This window comes from Acidovorax sp. sif1233 (genome assembly GCF_019218755.1).
GTDB lineage: Bacteria > Pseudomonadota > Gammaproteobacteria > Burkholderiales > Burkholderiaceae_C > Acidovorax.
The window spans coordinates 1-17,957 of sequence record NZ_JAHUWZ010000002.1; the positions used below are offsets into that span (position 1 = coordinate 1).

Consider the following 17,957-nt stretch of genomic DNA (forward strand, 5'->3'; position numbering starts at 1 on the left):
GCCCCGGCCCGCCCTGCGGGCGGCGGGTGCCGCGATGCGCCCCGCCGGCGGCAAGGCGGCCCCCGCCGCGCGGCCACCTTCCATCGCGGCGGCCAGGCCGAAGGCCCCCGCACCGCAGCCCGTGGCGGCGGGCGCGGAGGATGACTGGGAGAGCTTCTGACAGGCGCCCGGGCTGGAAGGGGGAGGGGCCGGAAGGAGACGGGGCTGTGGCCCCTCAGCCCGTGCCGGCGCCGTGCGGAGCCAAGGCGGCCCTGGCCTCAGCCCCCGGCGGCGCCTGCCTGAACGGGCTGCGCTCCTGCAGTTCGTCCAGGTAGTGCTGGACGCCTTCGCTTTCGCGCGCCAGGAACCGCTCCACCGCTTCGGCGAAGGCCGGGTGCGCCAGCCAGTGGGCACTGGTGGCCTGCACCGGCAGCAGCGCGCGGGCCATCTTGTGTTCACCCTGGGCACCGCCCTCAAAGCGCCGCGCGCCGTGTTCGATGCACCACTGCAGGGGCTGGTAGTAGCAGGCCTCGAAATGCAGGCAGTCCACGCGCTCCAGCGCCCCCCAGTAGCGGCCATACGCCACGGGTTCATGGGCGTTTGGGCCGCTGGCGCTTGATGAATCCGCGCCGACAGCTATCAGACTGCTGGCAATGGGCCGCCCGTTGCGTTCGGCGATGAAAAGCAGCCAGGCGCCGGGCAGCTGCGCGGCCATGCGCGCGAAGAAGTCGCGCGTGAGGTAGGGCGGGTTGCCGTGCTCGAGGTAGGTGCGCTCGTAGCAGCGGTAGAAGAAATCCCAGTCCGCCTGCGGGATGTCCGTGCCGCGCGCCCACCGGAACGTAACGCCCGCATCGGCCACGCGGCGGCGTTCCTGGCGGATCTTCTTGCGTTTTTCCTGGGACAGGCTGGCGAGGAATTCGTCGAAGCTGCGGTAGCCGTCCCCGCCGCCGGGCGCGGGAGCCTGGTTCTTCCAGTGGAATTGCACGGTGTGCCGCAGCATCAGGTCGCGCCCCGCGCAGGTCCGCGCGTCGTCGTCGCTGGCAAACAGCACATGCACGGAAGAGACGTTTTCCTCCCCGCACCACTGGCACACGGCCTGCACCAGCAGCGCGCGCGTGGCCTCGTCGCGCGCCATCAGGCGCGTACCGGGCACCGGCGTGAAAGGCACGGCCACGACGGCCTTGGGGTAGTACGGCACGCCGTGCTGCTCATACGCGCTGGCCCACGCCCAGTCGAACACATACTCGCCGTACGAATGGCTCTTGAGGTACAGGGGGCAGGCCGCGATCAGCGTGCCGTCCTCCCACAGGGTCATGAACCGGGGGGCCCAGCCGGTGCGTGGCGTGGCGCTGCCGCTTTCGTGCAGGGCGGCCAGGTATTCGTGCCGCATGAAGGGCGTGGGGTGGCTTTGCCGGGCGAGCAGGGCGTTCCAGGCGTCGGCCCCGACGTCGAGCGGGGATGCGAGTACGCGGGCGATAATGGCGGCTTCAGCCATGCGATCCCCCGCTCCACCCCCGGTGCCGCGGGTCCGCAGTGGCGGTATTCAACCTGGCCGCAGGGGCCGATTCCAGTTCCATGACGCTCTCCATTTGCACTGCGCAGCTCAACTTTGTCGTGGGCGACATGCCCCAGAACGCGCAGAAGATCATTGCCGCGGCCCGCGAAGCCCATGCCCGGGGTGCCCGGCTGCTGCTCACGCCCGAACTCGCCATCTGTGGCTATGCCGCCGAAGACCTGTTCCTGCGCCCGGCCTTCATCGCGGCCTGCGATGATGCCGTGAAAACCGTGGCCCGCGAGACGGCAGGGTTGAAAGGCCTGGCCATCGTGCTGGGCCATCCGCAGGCGGTGTCGCCCGATGCGCCTGCGTTCAGCGCCTGCCTCAATGCCGCCAGCGTGCTGCGCGAGGGCCGCATCGAGCAGACCTACGCCAAGCGCGAGCTGCCCAACTACCAGGTGTTCGACGAGCGCCGCTACTTCGTGGCGGGCAGCGCGCCCTGCGTGTTCGAGGTGGAGGGCGTGCGGGTGGGCCTGCTGGTCTGCGAGGACGCCTGGTTCGCCGCGCCGGCGCACGATGCGGCGGCCGCGGGCGCGCAGCTGCTGGCGGTCATCAATGCATCGCCCTTCCACCTGGGCAAGAGCGCCGAACGCGAGCAGACCATGCGCGAACGCGTGGCCGAGACCGGCCTGCCGCTGGTGTACGCCCACCTGGTGGGCGGGCAGGACGAGGTGGTGTTCGAGGGCCGCTCTTTCGCGCTCAACGCCGACGGCTCGGTGGCTGGTCGTGGTCCTGGGTTTGAAGAAAAACTGGTCTTCGCGCAAGTCCAGCAAGCGCAGGATGCTATCAAAATTGAAGCAGACATCGCGCCGGAGAAAAGCCTGGAGGCGGACCTGTGGGACGCCCTGGTGCTGGGGGTGCGGGACTATGTGGGCAAGAACGGATTTCCGGGCGCGCTGCTGGGGCTCTCGGGCGGCATCGACTCGGCCCTGGTGCTGGCCATTGCCGTGGACGCGCTGGGCGCCGACAAGGTGCGCACGGTGATGATGCCGTCGCCCTACACGGCCGACATCAGCTGGATCGATGCGCGCGACATGGCTGCCCGCCTGGGCGTGCGCTACGACGAGATCTCCATCAAGCCGCAGTTCGAGGCCTTCGAGGCCGCGCTGGCGAGCGACTTCGCGGGACTGGCCGAGGACACCACCGAGGAAAACCTGCAGGCGCGCATCCGGGGCACGCTGCTCATGGCGCTGTCCAACAAGTTCGGCGCCATCGTGCTCACCACGGGCAACAAGAGCGAGATGTCCACGGGCTACTGCACGCTGTATGGCGACATGGCGGGTGGCTTCGCGGTGATCAAGGACGTGGCCAAGACACGGGTGTTCGACCTGGCGCGCTGGCGCAACGCCAACGATCCGTACGGCACGGGCGCCAGTCCCATTCCCGAGCGCATCATCACCCGCCCGCCCAGCGCCGAGCTACGCCCCGACCAGAAAGACCAGGACAGCCTGCCGCCCTACGAAGTGCTGGACGCCATCGTGGCGCGCTACATGGAGAACGATGAGCCCATCGAGTCCATCATCGCCAGCGGTTTTGCGCGCGCCGATGTGGAGCGTGTGACGCGCCTCATCAAGCTCAACGAGTACAAGCGCCGCCAGGCTCCCGTAGGGATTCGCGTCACGCGCCGCAGCTTCGGCAAGGACTGGCGTTACCCTATCACCAGCAAATTCAGGGCGTGACGCTTCCGCGCTGCGCTTTCAGCCCCCATTTTTTACATCCTCCAGGAGACCCGCCATGAAAATGATCACCGCCGTCATCAAGCCCTTCAAGCTCGAAGAAGTCCGCGAAGCCCTGGCTGAATGTGGCGTGACCGGCCTCACCGTGACCGAGGTGAAGGGCTTTGGCCGCCAGAAGGGCCACACCGAGCTGTACCGGGGCGCTGAATACGTGGTGGACTTCCTGCCCAAGGTGAAGGTCGAGGTCGTCGTGAAGAGCGAAGACGTGGACCGCTGCGTGGATGCCATCGTGAGCGTCGCGCGCACGGGCAAGATCGGCGACGGCAAGATCTTCGTCACCTCGGTGGAGCGCGTGGTGCGCATCCGCACCGGCGACCTGGACGACGCCGCAGTCTGAGGGGCCGCGCCCGCCTGGCCGGGGCCGCACGGGCTCCCGCAAGGAAAAGGCACGCAAGACACACAAGGACAAGGCACAAAGCGAAAGGGGCGGAAAACCGCCCCTTTCGCTTTTGTTTTGTTGTGTGGCTGCCGGCAGCGCGATGCGGGGGTGACCCCGTACCCGCGCGGCCCGGCCGTCAGATCACGGCACGCAGCGGCACCGGCGCCTGACCAGGGCCGGCGGACTGTACCAGCGTGCGCAGCAGCGCATCGGCGTCGGCGGACGCATGCAGCAGTCCCATCTGCCATTCGCCCATGAAGCCGCTGGCCACGCTGTGGTCCAGGAAGCCCATCAGCGCGTCGTAGTAGCCCGCGACATTGAGCAGGCCCAGCGGCTTGTCGTGGTAGCCCAGCTGGCGCCAGGTCCACACCTCGAACAGCTCTTCGAAGGTGCCGATGCCGCCGGGCAGGGCCAGGAAGGCGTCGCTGCGCTCGGCCATCATCGCCTTGCGCTCGTGCATGGTCTGCACGATGTGAAGCTCGTCGCACAGGCGGTTGGCCAGCTCCTTGTCCACCAGCGCCTGCGGAATCACGCCCACCACGCGCCCGCCCGCCACGCGGGTGGCCTCGGCCACCGTGCCCATCAGCCCGCTGCGCCCACCGCCATACACCAGCTGCCCGCCACGTTGGCCGATCCACTGGCCCACGGCCTTGGCGGCCTGGGCGAAGGCCGGGTTCTCGCCAGGGCGCGAGCCGCAGTACACACACACTGAAAATGCCGGTTCAACCATGGAAGATCCTCTGAAAAACAGCCGCGCCCCAGATGCCCATGCACAGCAGCAGCGCCAGCAGCACGGCGGCGCTGCCCATGTCCTTGGCGCGTTTTGAAAGGTCGTGCCATTCGGGGCCGATGCGGTCGATGGCGGTCTCGATGCCAGTGTTGAGCAGCTCCACGATCATCACGATCACCACGGAGCCTGCCAGCAGCGCCACCTCCACCCAGCTGCGCCCCAGCCACAGCGACAGGGGCAGCAGCACCATGGCGGCAATGGCCTCCTGGCGGAACGCCTTTTCGTTCCAGCCCGCGCGCAGGCCTTCCAGCGAATAGCCGGCGGCGTGCCAGATGCGGTTCAGGCCCGAGCGGGCTTTCTGGGGGTTGGCGGGCGCGACGGGCTGCGGCGGAGATAGGGACATGGTCCGGGCATTGTCTCGCACCCGCGTGACAGCTGGCACGGCGAAGGGGTGGCGGGGGGCTACTTTTTTGGCAGCTCGAAGTGCACCAGGCGGGTGCCGGCCAGCGCGTCATGCCAGAACTGCCGCTGGGGATGAAACCGGCTCAGGATGGCCCAGATGGCGACCCAGCCGAACAGCAGCACCAGCACCTCGAGGGCGGGCACGCCGAACAGGTAGGCGGCCAGCGGCGGCAGGAACCAGACCCAGCTGAGCAGGTAGCGCAGCAGGGCGCGCGCCTGGGTGATGGGGCGCCCTGCGGTGTCCACCACGCGGATGAGCCAGGTCTTCTGGGCCAGGGTCTGGCCCTTGGCCCAGAACCAGGTGAAATAGATGCCAAACACCACGAACAGGAAGGCCTGCAGGGCATGCCGGTTGTCCAGCGCGTGGCGGGTCTGGCTCAGGGTGCCGAACAGGTAGCCTGCGATGAAGACCACCCCGAACATCAGCATGCCCTCGTACAGCCAGCACGCCATGCGGCGCCACAGGTTGGGCGTCGTCGCGCCGATGCCGGCGGCTGAAGGCGCAGGGGAGGAGGGGGCGGCCGGCGGCGTGCGGGCGGGAGGGGAGGCGGTCATTCCAGGGGGCGAAAGCGAGGCAGGAGCAAGGCGGGAAAGGCCGGCCGGCGGTCTACTGAGGATACAGGCCGGAATTGTCGGGTGTGACGATGGGAGCCGGGGCGGCGGGTGCTTCCCCGGAGCCTGCGCCCAGCGGTGCCAGCGCCGCCGGAACCGCCACGGGCACCGAGATGGGCGCGGTCTCCACCACCGTGGAGGCCGGATTCTGCGTGGGCACGCCCGATGCGGGTGGCGCCGCGGGCGTCACCGGCGCTGCCACGCGCGGGAGGCTGTGGTCCAGCACGGGGGGGATCTTGGGCGCATTCGGACGGCTGGGGTTGGCCTGCGTGGCCGCTGGCACCTGGGCCAGTTTCTTGGGCGACACGGGCCGCAGCGCCGTGGCGGCGCCCTTGGGCTTGGGCGCCGCACGGGCCGCCAGGGCGCGTTTTTCTTCCTCGGACAGGGCCAGGTAGGCCTCCCACTGGGCGCGCTTGTCGTCGGGGGCGAGGCGATTGGTGACCGCGTAGTTCAACCGGGCCTGGTTGCGCTGCTGGGCACTCAGGCTGGCCCAGTCCGCCATGCGGTCGTGGAACTTGGCCTGTTCTTCCTCGGGGAGCGCGGAGAAATTGGCCGCCAGCGCGAGCCAGCGGCGTTTTTGCGCCTCGCTGATCAGCGCCCAACGCTCCGCGAGCGGGTACAGCGCCAGCTTCTGGGGCGTGGTCAAGGTCTCCCAGCCCGGACCGGTCTCGACCTGCGGCACCATCGAGGTGCCATGGCGCGTGGGCGAGCGCGCGTTGTTGGGGCTGGCCACGGCCGCTTCCGCGCCGGCGGGCAGCAGGGTGCCGGGTGCCATGCGCATCTGCACCAGCACCTGGCCACCCACCGCCGCGAGCACACCCAAGAGCGCCAAAGCCAGCACGAAGGCTGGCAGGGCGGGGGAAGCGTCAGAAGGGCTTGGGTGCATGCAGTACGGTGTCGGGCAGCTCAGTTCGGCTGCGCGGAGGTCTTGAGAAATTGTACGAAGCCCGGGTCTGCGTAGGCTGCGGGTGGCAGATCATCGGTCAGCAGCGCGGCATCCACCTCGGCCACGTCATTGGCACTGCTTTCGTCCTGGGCAATGTTGATCACGACCAGGCCCACCACCAGGGCCATCAGGGGAACGGCGGAAACCAGCGCACTCCACCAGCCACCGCCTTCACTGCCGCCGCGGCCCAGCGTGGCGCTGCCGCCCGCGCCGTGGATGACGGCCGCAGGGGCCGCCAGGCGCACCGGCACGATGTCTTTCTTGCGCTTGGCCAGCGCCTGCACGCGCGAGGCGCGCAGCCGCTCGGAAATGTCATAAGGCAATTCGGCGGTGCCGCTGGACAACCGCGACGCGACGCGCAGCGCAAAGCGCTCTGCCGCAGCTTCTGCCTGTGTCGATGGGGTCTGTACAGTGTTCATGGCTCGATTCCTTTGGCCTTCAGTGCCTTGCTGAGGGTTTGTATGGCACGAAAACAGTGCGTCTTGACACTGCCTTCGGAGCAGCCCATGGCGGCCGCCGTTTCTGCAACATCCATTTCTTCCCAGTAACGCATGAGGAACGCTTCCCGTTGACGTGGCGGAAGCTCGGCGATTTCAGCCTCGATACCGTGGAAGATCTGCGCCCGGCGGGTCAGATCCTCGGCGCTCTCCGCCCGTTCTCCACCATCCGGTCCTGAATACGCCTCCAGCAGATCAAAATCCATGCCATCTTCGCCGGGGCCCTCGAAGTCGCTCATGCTCGAAAACAGTGCATTGCGGGTCTTCTGGCGCCGGAACCAGTCCAGGGTGCAGTTGGACAGGATCCGCTGGTACAGCATGGGCAGCTCCGCCGCCGGCTTGTCGCCGTAGTGCTCCGCCAGCTTGAGCATGCTGTCCTGCACGATGTCGAGCGCCGCTTCCTCATTGCGAACGTGGTAGACCGAACGCTTGAAAGCGCGCTTTTCTACACTTTTGAGGAAGTCGGAGAGTTCTTGTTCGGTTGCCAAGACGGGTCAGCCCGGGAGGGGATCGGTGCCGGTGAGAGCGCAAAAATGTGGCTATCCGGCACGTGGAGCCTTTGATTATCGCATCCGCCGGGGTTTTTTTAGGCTGCCTGCGGTTTTACATGTGTTGCAGTGCGATAATCGCTGCTGCAATTCAAAAGGCAAACGGGTCACGGTCCGGCGCGGCAATCATCCCGCCCATGTCCTTGGCCTCAAGTTCCAAGCTGGCTTCACAAGAGCGCGTGCGAGGGGCACCCAAGGTTTTTCGTCAGAGAAATTCACAAAGGTTGATCGATCATGGAAATCTCCAAGGCTGAACTCACTTCAGCTGCCGCTGCCACGCAGGGCAATGCTTCTCCCAATTCCGGCTCGCAGGACCTCATGGGTTCCGAGATCCTCATCAAGTCGCTCCAGGCCGAGAACGTCCAGTACATCTGGGGCTATCCTGGCGGCGCCGTCCTCTATATCTACGACGCGCTCTACAAGCAAGACACCATCCAGCACGTGCTGGTGCGCCACGAACAGGCCGCCGTGCACGCCGCCGACGGCTATGCGCGCGCCACCGGCGAAGTCGGCGTGGCCCTGGTCACTTCGGGCCCCGGCCTGACCAATGCGGTCACCGGCATCGCCACGGCGTACATGGATTCGATCCCCATGGTGATCATCTCCGGCCAGGTGCCCACGCCCGCCATCGGGCTGGACGCCTTCCAGGAGTGCGACACGGTCGGTATCACCCGCCCCATCGTCAAGCACAACTTCCTCGTCAAGGACCCGCGCGATCTGGCCATGACGATGAAGAAGGCCTTCCACATCGCCCGCACCGGCCGCCCCGGCCCCGTGGTGGTGGACGTGCCCAAGGACGTTTCGTTCAAGAAGGTGCCCTACAGCGGCTACCCGCAGTCGGTGGAAATGCGCTCGTACAACCCCGTGCGCAAGGGCCACGGCGGCCAGATCCGCAAGGCGCTGCAGTTGCTGCTGGCTGCCAAGCGCCCCTACATCTACACCGGCGGCGGCGTGCTGCTGGGCAATGCCACCAATGAGCTGCGCACGCTGGTGGACATGCTGGGCTATCCGGTCACCAACACGCTGATGGGCCTGGGCGCCTATCCCGCGTCGGACCGCAAGTTCCTGGGCATGCTGGGCATGCACGGCACCATCGAGGCCAACAACGCGATGCAGAACTGCGACGTGCTGCTGGCCGTGGGCGCGCGCTTCGACGACCGCGTGATCGGCAACCCCAAGCATTTCGCGCAGAACGACCGCAAGATCATCCACGTGGACATCGACCCGTCGAGCATCTCCAAGCGCGTGAAGGTGGACATCCCGATCGTCGGCGACGTGAAGGACGTGCTCACCGAGCTGATCTCCATGATCCGCGAGAGCAGCACGCGCCCTGACGCGGGTGCTCTGGCCGCCTGGTGGGACACCATCGAAGGCTGGCGCAAGCGCGATTGCCTCAAGTACAGCATGGGCAGCAGCGACGTCATCAAGCCACAGTATGTGGTCGAGACGCTGTGGAACATGACCAAGGATGCGGACACCTACATCACGTCCGACGTGGGCCAGCACCAGATGTGGGCCGCGCAGTACTACCGTTTCGACGAGCCGCGCCGCTGGATCAATTCGGGCGGCCTGGGCACCATGGGCGTGGGCATTCCCTACGCCATGGGCATCAAGCTGGCCAAGCCGGACTCCGAGGTCTTCTGCATCACGGGCGAAGGCTCGGTGCAGATGAACATCCAGGAGCTGTCGACCTGCCTGCAGTACAACACGCCGATCAAGATCTGCTCGCTGAACAACCGCTACCTGGGCATGGTGCGGCAGTGGCAGGAAATCGAGTACTCCGGCCGCTACAGCCACAGCTACATGGACGCGCTGCCCAACTTCGTGAAGCTGGCCGAGGCCTACGGCCATGTGGGCATGCTCATCGAGCATCCCAAGGACGTGGAGCCCGCGCTGCGCGAAGCCCGCAAGCTCAAGGACCGCACGGTGTTCATGGACTTCCGCACCGACCCCACCGAGAACGTGTTCCCGATGGTGCAGGCCGGCAAGGGCATCACCGAAATGCTGCTGGGGTCGGAAGACCTTTAAGCAAAATCGGGCTCCAGCGCTTGATTGGCAAGCGCAAGCAGCTATCAATTTGATAGCTATCACTTTTTGACGAATCTATTGCCTGCCAAGCCCGTGCATTACCGTGCACGGGGGAGGGCAGCGAAAAGAGGAATCTCTTCATCATGAAACACATCATTGCCGTTCTGCTGGAAAACGAACCCGGCGCGCTCTCGCGCGTGGTGGGCCTGTTCTCCGCCCGTGGCTACAACATCGAATCGCTCACCGTGGCGCCCACCGAGGATCCATCGCTCTCGCGCATGACGATCCAGACCACGGGCTCCGACGACGTGATCGAGCAGATCACCAAGCACCTGAACCGCCTCATCGAGGTGGTCAAGGTGGTCGACCTCACCGAAGGCGCCTACACCGAGCGCGAGCTCATGATGGTGAAGGTGCGCGCCGTGGGCAAGGAGCGCGAGGAGATGAAGCGCATGGCCGACATCTTCCGTGGCCGCATCATCGACGTGACCGAGAAGAGCTACACCATCGAGCTCACCGGCGACCAGGGAAAGAACGATGCCTTCCTGCAGGCCATCGACCGCACGGCCATCCTGGAAACCGTGCGCACCGGTGCCAGCGGCATCGGCCGAGGCGAACGCATCCTGCGTGTCTGAAAAGGCGCCTGAGCGCTTTCCAGGACAATACCCCGTTTTATTTTTCAACCCGAACAACGCATTTCAACCGGAGCAACCCATGAAAGTTTTCTACGACAAAGACTGTGACCTGAGCCTGATCAAGGGCAAGACCGTTGCCATCATCGGCTACGGCTCGCAGGGCCACGCCCATGCACAGAACCTGAACGACAGCGGCGTGAAGGTGGTGGTCGGCCTGCGCAAGGGCGGTGCCTCGTGGGACAAGGTTGGCAAGGCCGGCCTGAACGTGATGGAAGTGAACGACGCCGTCAAGGCCGCCGACGTGGTCATGATCCTGCTGCCCGACGAGCAGATCGCCGAGGTCTACACCAACAACGTGGCCCCGAACATCAAGCAGGGCGCCTCGCTGGCCTTTGCCCACGGCTTCAACGTGCACTACAACCAGGTCGTGCCCCGTGCCGACCTGGACGTGTGGATGGTCGCTCCCAAGGCCCCTGGCCACACCGTGCGCAACACCTACACCCAGGGCGGCGGCGTGCCCCACCTGGTGGCCGTGCACCAGGACAAGTCCGGCAAGGCCCGCGACCTGGCCCTGTCGTACGCCATGGCCAATGGTGGCGGCAAGGCCGGCATCATCGAGACCAACTTCAAGGAAGAAACCGAGACCGACCTGTTCGGCGAGCAGGCCGTGCTGTGCGGCGGCGCCGTCGAGCTGATCAAGATGGGCTATGAAACCCTGGTCGAAGCCGGCTATGCCCCCGAGATGGCCTACTTCGAATGCCTGCACGAACTCAAGCTCATCGTGGACCTGATCTACGAAGGCGGCATCGCCAACATGAACTACTCGATCTCGAACAACGCCGAGTACGGCGAGTACGTGACCGGCCCCGAAGTGATCAACGAGCAGTCGCGCGCCGCCATGCGCAATGCCTTGAAGCGCATCCAGAACGGCGACTACGCCAAGATGTTCATCCAGGAAGGCCGCCTGAACTACCCGAGCATGACGGCCCGCCGCCGCAACACCGCCGACCACAGCATCGAAGTGGTGGGCGGCAAGCTGCGCGCCATGATGCCCTGGATCGCCAAGAACAAGCTGGTCGACCAGACCCGCAACTGATCTCCTGTGCGAAGCACGAAAAGGCCACTTCACAGTGGCCTTTTTTGTTGCCGGGCCACCTCCTGGCGCAAAGCCCGCCCGCTACTTGGGAGCGCGCTCACCTGCGCCGGGGGCTGGGGCGCTTCCTTTGGCGGGACGCCATGTTGGCAGGCGCTACACTGCGGCCTTCGCCTTTTGCGCGTGCGGCGCGCCGCCTGTTCCGTGGGTCAGGGTTGAAAACTATAAATTTAATAGCAGCTTGCGCAATACAGGCAAGCGCTGGAGGTCTATTTGATGCATGACGGCAATGAATCCACCGACAACCCCGGTGTGATGGTGCGCAAGCGGCGCAAAGGCATCTACATCCTGCCCAACCTGTTCACGCTGGCGGCCCTGTTCGGTGGTTTCTATTCGATCGTGATGGCCATGAACGGCCGGTTCGACATGGCGGCGGTGGGCGTCTTCTGCGCCATGGTGCTGGACAGCCTGGACGGGCGCGTGGCGCGCATGACCAATACGCAGAGCGCGTTTGGCGAGCAGATGGATTCGCTGTCCGACATGGTCTCGTTTGGAGCGGCGCCCGCGCTGATCGCCTATGAGTGGTCGCTCCAGGGCCTGGGCCGCTGGGGCTGGATCGCCGCGTTCGTGTACTGCGCCTGCGCGGCCTTGCGCCTTGCGCGCTTCAATGTGAATACCAGCGTGGTGGACAAGCGCTACTTCCAGGGACTGCCTTCGCCAGCCGCCGCCGCCCTGGTGGCCGGCTTCATCTGGCTCATGACGGAGCTGGGGGTGCATCCGGGAGAAGACCTGTGGCTGACCTGGACGCAGACCACCTGGGTCATGTTCGCCTTCACGCTGTATGCGGGACTCACCATGGTGACCAACGTGCCGTTCTACAGCTTCAAGGACGTGCAGATGAAGAAGAGCGTGCCCTTTGCCGCCATCGTGCTGATAGCGCTGGGCATCGCGGTCATCAACATCCATCCCCCCATCGTGCTTTTCGGCGTGTTCGTCTGCTATGGGCTGAGCGGCTACGGCGTCTATGCCTGGCGCAAGGCCAAGGGCCAGCACAGCAGCGTGATCAGCACGTCGACCGATGAACCCGATGAGCGTGGACTCCACAAGTGACCACGGCGGCGGGTCGTGACTTGTGCTACATTGCATCGCATGAACACGTTTGCACTGGCCCTACTGCTACCTCCCCACGGGCGGAGACAGTAAGCGCACGCGCACACTTTTTCCACACAGGCCCGTATGCACCCGCAGCGGGCCTTTTGTTTTGGGCGCCAGATTTTTGACGTTGCGGGAACCCCACCCACCGATACCAGGAGAACAACATGGCTGACAAACTGATCATTTTCGACACCACCTTGCGCGATGGCGAGCAATCCCCCGGCGCCTCGATGACCAAGGACGAGAAGCTGCGCATCGCGCGCCAGCTTGAGCGCCTGAAGGTGGACGTGATCGAAGCCGGTTTCGCGGCCAGTTCCAACGGCGACTTCGAAGCCGTGCAGTCCATCGCCAATGCGATCAGGGAATCGACCATCTGCTCGCTGTCGCGCGCCAACGACCGCGACATCGCGCGCGCGGCGGAGGCCCTGGCGGGCGCCAACAGCGCGCGCATCCATACCTTCATCGCCACGAGCCCGCTGCACATGGAGAAGAAGCTGCGCATGACGCCCGAGCAGGTGCTGGAGCAGGCCAAGCAGTCGGTGCGTTTCGCCCGCAACCTGGTGGCCGACATCGAGTTCAGCCCCGAGGATGGCTACCGCAGCGATCCCGATTTCCTGTGCCGCGTGCTGGAGGCCGTGATCGCGGAGGGCGCCACCACCATCAACGTGCCCGACACCGTGGGCTACGCCATCCCCGAGCTCTATGGCAACTTCATCAAGACGCTGCGCGAGCGCATCCCCAACAGCGACAAGGCCGTCTGGTCCGTGCACTGCCACAACGACCTGGGCATGGCGGTGGCCAACTCGCTCGCTGGCGTGAAGATCGGCGGTGCGCGCCAGGTGGAGTGCACGATCAACGGCCTGGGCGAGCGCGCGGGCAACTGCTCGCTCGAAGAGGTGGTGATGGCGGTCAAGACCCGCCGGGACTATTTCAACCTCGACCTCAACATCGACACGCAGCACATCGTGGCTGCCAGCCGCATGGTCAGCCAGACCACCGGTTTCGTGGTGCAGCCCAACAAGGCCGTGGTGGGCGCCAACGCGTTCGCACATGCCTCGGGCATCCACCAGGATGGCGTGCTCAAGGCGCGCGACACCTACGAGATCATGCGTGCCGAGGACGTGGGCTGGAGCGCCAACAAGATCGTGCTGGGCAAGCTGAGCGGCCGCAATGCCTTCAAGCAGCGCCTGCAGGAACTGGGCGTGAGCCTGGAGAGCGAAACCGAGGTCAATACGGCGTTCACCCGCTTCAAGGAGCTGGCGGACCGCAAGAGCGAAATCTTCGATGAGGACATCCTGGCGCTGGTCAGCGACGAGAGCGTGACCAGCGAGAAGGAGCAGTACGGCTTTGTCTCCCTTTTTCAGCAGAGCGAAACGGGTGAGCACCCGCGCGCGCGCATCGTCTTCACGGTCGACGGCCATGAAGTGCGCGGCGAATCCGAAGGCAACGGCCCCGTGGACGCCTCGCTCAAGGCCATTGAATCGCACGTCAAGAGCGGGGCGGAGATGGTGCTGTACTCGGTCAATGCCATCAGCGGCTCGACCGAGAGCCAGGGCGAGGTCACGGTGCGCCTGCAAAACAGCGGCCGCGTGGTCAATGGCGTGGGCGCGGATCCGGACATCGTGGTGGCTTCGGCCAAGGCATACCTCAGCGCGCTGAACAAGTTACAAAGTAAAGCTGACCGGGTGGCTGCACAAGGTTGAATGAACAATTTATAATTTCATTCACTTTCTCGGAAAGTCGCGCAAGGCATTGATCTTGCGCGACTTTTTTTGATTCTGTACACTGCTCAACACCTATTACCGTTTGGAGCACTTTGATGCACCATCGCCACCGCGCCGCAGTGAGCCGTTTCTTTCAAATTTTGAGCGTTGTCGCCGTGAGCGCCGTCCTGGCTGCCCCGGCCGCGCACGCAGGCGAGCGCAAGAAAGCCTCGGACAAAAAACAGCAGATCAGCACGGCCACTGCCAAACGGGGCGTTGCGCCCCGCAAGGTGGCTGCTGCCTCCACCAGGGCCGTGCGCGTGACGGCCAAGACCTCCAAGGCAGCCACCCGCGTGGCGTTCGTGCCGGCCAAGCAGTCCTTCGGGCAGATGGCGGGCCTGCACGAGGTCAACGATCCATTGGATCTGAAGTCGAGTGTGGCCCTGGTCATCGACCAGGACACGCACGAGGTCCTGCTGAGCAAGAATGACCATGCGGTGCTGCCCATCGCGTCCCTGACCAAGCTTATGACCGGGATGCTCATTTCCCAGGCCAAGCTGCCGATGGATGAACCGATCACCATCACGCAGGACGACGTCGATACGGAAAAGGGCAGCCGCTCGCGCCTGACGGTGGGTTCCACGCTGACCCGGGGCGAGATGCTGCATCTGGCCCTCATGTCCAGCGAGAACCGGGCTGCGCATGCGCTGGGCCGTACCTACCCTGGTGGCCTGGAGGCTTTCGTGGCGCAGATGAACGCCAAGGCCCGTTTGCTGGGCATGACCGACACCCGCTATGTGGAGCCCACGGGGCTGTCCAGCCGCAACCAGTCCAGCGCCCGGGACCTGGCCACCTTGGTGAATGTGGCGCACAGCGATCCCTTGCTGCGCGAGCTGTCCACGTCTCCGGGCTATGAGGTGGCCGTGGGCCCGAGAACGCTGCAGTACAACAATACCAACGGGCTGGTAAAGAACCCCACCTGGGATATCGGACTGCAAAAGACGGGCTATATCTCCGAGGCGGGCCGCTGCCTTGTGATGCAGACGCAGATCGCCGGGCGCAAGCTCATCATGGTGTTTCTGGATTCCGCGGGCAAGTTCAGCCGGCTGGGGGATGCGGAGCGCGTGCGCCACTGGGTGGAGTCGATGCCATCCCTGGCGACCCCGTTGCAGGCCCGGGCCGGAAGCAATGGCTAGCCGATAGCGGCAGCTAGCTTCCCGCGCCAGCGGCCCCGCCGGGGCCGTGGTGCCATCGAAGCGCATTGATCATCCATGGGCCGACCAGGCATTGCCCGCCTGTGTCGGCTTTTTCATTTCATGCGCGGTGGCTCCTGGGGTCGTGGTGCGCCGCTCAGCGAAGGCCTGCGCGCAAGCCGGCTTCGCTGGATGCCGATGCCTCGGTGCTGGTGGGTACGTGGCCCAGCGCGAGCGAGATCTCGTTGGCCGTGGCTTGCAATTTGGGCAGCCACCCTTCGTCCAGCCGGTCCGCCGGGGCCGATATCGACAGACCCGCCACCAGCTTGCCCTGGTCGTCATAGACGCCGGCGGCCATGCAGCGCACGCCCAGCTCCAGTTCCTCGTTGTCGCGGGCAATCCCGTACTGCCGTGCCTTGGCGAGTTCGCGCTCAAGGTTGGGCAGCTGGGTGATGCTGTTGCGCGTGTGTCCCGCCAGCCCGGTGCGCGTGGCGTAGGCCCGCACGCGCTGGGGATCGTCCAGGGCCAGGAAGAGCTTGCCCGTCGATGTCAGGTGCAGGGGGGCGCGCCCGCCGATGGCGCGTACCACCTGCATGCCCGAGCGCTCGCTGTAGGCGCGCTCCACGTAGACAATCTCATCCCCCTGCCGCATGCTCAGATTGACCGGTTGCTGGATCAGCTTGTGCAGGTTGCGCATGGGCGTCAGGGCGGCATCGCGCACGCTCAGGCGCGCCTTGACGAGGTTGCCCAGTTCCAGCAGGCGCATGCCCAGCCGGTAGCTGCCGGATTCCGGCCGGTCCACGAAGCGGCCGATCGTGAGGTCGTTCAGGATGCGGTGCGTGGTGGAGGGGTGCAGCCCCGTCTTCTCGCTGATTTCCTTGAGGGAGATCGCCTCCTCGCGCGACGCCAGCACATCGATCAGCGTAAACATGCGTTCAAGCACCTGAACGCTGGGTTTGGCAGGAATGCTGGGATCGATTTTTTTCATGGGCGGCGATGCAATGAGGGCCGCAGCATTTTATCTTGTGAAATTCAATCCTGCATTCAGGCGCCTTGTTCCGCATGGCGGCCGGCGCGGTGCCACGCGCCATCGGTGCGGACTTCGTGGGGGTGAAAGCGGGCCTTGTAGTTCATCTTGGGGCTGGCTTCGATCCAGTAGCCCAGATAGACATGGGGGAGCCCCAGGGAGCGCGCCTGCGCGATCTGCCACATCACGTTGTAGGTACCGTAGCTGCAGTGGGGCTCGGGCTCGTAGAAGGTGTAGACCGCGGAAAGCCCGTCGTCGAGCACATCCAGGATGGACACCATCTTGAGCGCGCCGGGCTCGCCGCTGGCATCCGTTTCGCGGAACTCCACGAGGCGCGAATTCACCCGGCTTTGCAGCAGGAACTGGGTGTACTGGTCGATGCTGTCATGGTCCATGCCGCCGCCCGCGTGGCGGCCATTCTGGTAGCGCAGGTAGAGCTGGTAGTGCTCGGGCACGAAGCACAGGCGCAGCACGCGCGCCTGCAGGCCGCCATGTCGAACGGTCGCTCGCCGCTGGCTTCGATCGGGTTGGAACTCATTCACGAGCACGCGCAGCGGAGTGCAGGCCTGGCAGCCATCGCAGTAGGGACGGTAGGTGAACATGCCGCTGCGCCGGAACCCCTTGGCGACGAGGTCGGAATACACGTCGCTCTGAATCAGGTGGCTGGGCGTGGCCACCTGCGACCGAGCCTGTCTGTCCGGCAGGTAGCTGCAGGGGTAGGGGGCTGTCGCATAGAACTGCAGGGTTTGCAGTGGAAGGTCGTTGAGTTGCGTCATGCCGTGGACACGGTGGAGGGCAGCAGCCCGTTCCAGTATACGGGGTCGAAGGCCCAGGGCGGTGGCGGAAGGTGCTGGGTCTTCTGGATCTCGGCCAGGAACTGCGCGCGGGGAATCTCCCGGGCTCCCAGGGAGGCGAGGTGGCGCGTGTTCTGCTGGCAGTCGATCATCGCAACGCCGTGGTGGCGGCACAGGCCCACCAGGGCCGCGAGCGCGATCTTCGATGCGTCCGTGGCGTGGGCGAACATCGATTCGCCGAACACTGCCTGGCCGAGGGCCACGCAGTACAGGCCGCCCACCAGCCGTCCTTCAACCCAGGTCTCGACGCTGTGGGCATACCCTGCCGCATGGAGGCGGATGTAGGCTTCGATCATCTCGGGCACGATCCAGGTGCCCACTTGGCCATCGCGTTCCTTGGTGGCGCAGGCCGTGATGACTTCCCGGAAAGCATGGTCCACGCGGATCTGGCAGGCTGCATCGGTGCGGAATGCCTGCAGCGTCCTGCGCAGGGAGCGGTGCAGCCTGAACTCCGCGGTGGGCAGCACCATGCGGGGATCGGGGGCCCACCACAGGATGGGCTGCCCCGGGCCGTACCAGGGAAAGGTGCCCTGGGCGTATGCCGCCCGCAACTGCGCCACCGCCAGCGCGCCACCTGCCGCCAGGAGCCCGGGTGCGGGGTCCTGCGGTCCCCATGCGGTCGCGGGATGCGGCAAACGGTCTTCGGGTTCCAGCCAGGGCAATTGCGGGGGCATGGGATGGTGCGCGGGTAAACAACAACAACGACAAAGAGACTGACTTATTGTCCGGCAACCCGGGCGTGCGCGGCGCAGATGAAGCCGGCGACAAAAAAGCCCACCATGCGTGGGCATGGTGGGCTTTCTGAGTGGCTCCCCATCATGGGCT

At 65.5% G+C, this 17,957-nt stretch carries 18 protein-coding genes; 8 read left to right on the forward strand and 10 right to left on the reverse strand.

The genetic code is table 11. The features are described 5' to 3' along the window. Positions 1–214 precede the first annotated feature (214 nt). Positions 215–1,474: a GNAT family N-acetyltransferase gene (locus tag KW843_RS07295; protein WP_218294488.1), complete on the reverse strand. Its 1,260-nt coding sequence runs from the start codon at positions 1,472–1,474 to the stop codon at positions 215–217. A gap of 80 nt (positions 1,475–1,554) precedes the next feature. Between KW843_RS07295 and KW843_RS07300 the strand changes: the two genes are divergently transcribed. Next, entirely contained in the window at positions 1,555–3,213 is a 1,659-nt protein-coding gene (locus tag KW843_RS07300) for an NAD+ synthase (RefSeq protein ID WP_218294489.1), read from the forward strand. A gap of 55 nt (positions 3,214–3,268) precedes the next feature. Beyond that, positions 3,269–3,607, forward strand: a complete 339-nt coding sequence (locus KW843_RS07305; protein WP_218294490.1) for a P-II family nitrogen regulator — start codon at positions 3,269–3,271, stop codon at positions 3,605–3,607. A 178-nt stretch (positions 3,608–3,785) separates the two neighbouring features. On the opposite strand, the gene KW843_RS07310 is transcribed toward KW843_RS07305, so the two are convergent. From KW843_RS07310 to KW843_RS07335, 6 genes are read right to left on the reverse strand one after another with little or no spacing between them, the layout of a single operon-like run. Then, complete coding sequence (locus KW843_RS07310) at positions 3,786–4,379, reverse strand: TIGR00730 family Rossman fold protein (protein WP_218294491.1); 594 nt, start codon at positions 4,377–4,379, stop codon at positions 3,786–3,788. After that, a complete protein-coding gene (locus tag KW843_RS07315; RefSeq protein WP_218294492.1) occupies positions 4,372–4,782 on the reverse strand; it encodes a diacylglycerol kinase in 411 nt (136 codons plus the stop codon). Before KW843_RS07315 ends, KW843_RS07310 begins: the two co-directional genes overlap by 8 nt. Positions 4,783–4,841: 59 nt before the next feature. Next, on the reverse strand, positions 4,842–5,396 hold the full coding sequence (locus KW843_RS07320) for an RDD family protein (protein ID WP_218294493.1): 555 nt from the start codon (positions 5,394–5,396) through the stop codon (positions 4,842–4,844). Between the two features lie 52 nt (positions 5,397–5,448). Next, positions 5,449–6,339, reverse strand: coding sequence for a DUF3106 domain-containing protein (locus KW843_RS07325; protein ID WP_218294494.1), 891 nt, complete (start codon positions 6,337–6,339; stop codon positions 5,449–5,451). A 20-nt stretch (positions 6,340–6,359) separates the two neighbouring features. Further along, positions 6,360–6,818, reverse strand: coding sequence for a DUF3619 family protein (locus KW843_RS07330; protein WP_218294495.1), 459 nt, complete (start codon positions 6,816–6,818; stop codon positions 6,360–6,362). Next, a complete protein-coding gene (locus KW843_RS07335) occupies positions 6,815–7,384 on the reverse strand; it encodes an RNA polymerase sigma factor (protein WP_218294496.1) in 570 nt (189 codons plus the stop codon). The genes KW843_RS07330 and KW843_RS07335 overlap by 4 nt, the downstream gene beginning before the upstream one ends. A 294-nt stretch (positions 7,385–7,678) precedes the next feature. On the opposite strand from KW843_RS07335, the gene KW843_RS07340 reads away from it, so the two are divergent. From KW843_RS07340 to pbpG, 6 genes are all read left to right on the forward strand, one after another. After that, on the forward strand, positions 7,679–9,472 hold the full coding sequence (locus KW843_RS07340) for an acetolactate synthase 3 catalytic subunit (RefSeq protein ID WP_218294497.1): 1,794 nt from the start codon (positions 7,679–7,681) through the stop codon (positions 9,470–9,472). 143 nt (positions 9,473–9,615) lie between these two features. Further along, positions 9,616–10,107, forward strand: coding sequence for an acetolactate synthase small subunit (ilvN, locus tag KW843_RS07345; RefSeq protein ID WP_218294498.1), 492 nt, complete (start codon positions 9,616–9,618; stop codon positions 10,105–10,107). Positions 10,108–10,186: 79 nt separating this feature from the next. Continuing rightward, entirely contained in the window at positions 10,187–11,203 is a 1,017-nt protein-coding gene (ilvC, locus tag KW843_RS07350; RefSeq protein WP_218294499.1) for a ketol-acid reductoisomerase, read from the forward strand. 273 nt (positions 11,204–11,476) lie between these two features. After that, positions 11,477–12,310: a CDP-diacylglycerol--serine O-phosphatidyltransferase gene (pssA, locus tag KW843_RS07355; RefSeq protein WP_218294500.1), complete on the forward strand. Its 834-nt coding sequence runs from the start codon at positions 11,477–11,479 to the stop codon at positions 12,308–12,310. A 209-nt stretch (positions 12,311–12,519) separates the two neighbouring features. Continuing rightward, entirely contained in the window at positions 12,520–14,058 is a 1,539-nt protein-coding gene (locus tag KW843_RS07360; protein WP_218294501.1) for a 2-isopropylmalate synthase, read from the forward strand. A 116-nt stretch (positions 14,059–14,174) separates the two neighbouring features. Beyond that, positions 14,175–15,254, forward strand: coding sequence for a D-alanyl-D-alanine endopeptidase (pbpG, locus tag KW843_RS07365; RefSeq protein ID WP_218294502.1), 1,080 nt, complete (start codon positions 14,175–14,177; stop codon positions 15,252–15,254). A gap of 154 nt (positions 15,255–15,408) precedes the next feature. Here the strand turns inward: pbpG and KW843_RS07370 are convergent, their stop codons facing one another. From KW843_RS07370 to aat, 3 genes are read right to left on the reverse strand one after another with little or no spacing between them, the layout of a single operon-like run. Then, entirely contained in the window at positions 15,409–16,239 is an 831-nt protein-coding gene (locus tag KW843_RS07370; RefSeq protein ID WP_218294503.1) for an IclR family transcriptional regulator, read from the reverse strand. 56 nt (positions 16,240–16,295) lie between these two features. Next, entirely contained in the window at positions 16,296–17,054 is a 759-nt protein-coding gene (locus tag KW843_RS07375) for an arginyltransferase (protein WP_218294504.1), read from the reverse strand. Next, positions 17,051–17,806 carry a leucyl/phenylalanyl-tRNA--protein transferase gene (gene aat, locus KW843_RS07380; RefSeq protein ID WP_218294505.1) on the reverse strand — a complete coding sequence of 252 codons (756 nt, stop codon included), beginning with the start codon at positions 17,804–17,806 and terminating at the stop codon, positions 17,051–17,053. Before aat ends, KW843_RS07375 begins: the two co-directional genes overlap by 4 nt. Between the last annotated feature and the right edge of the window lie 151 nt (positions 17,807–17,957).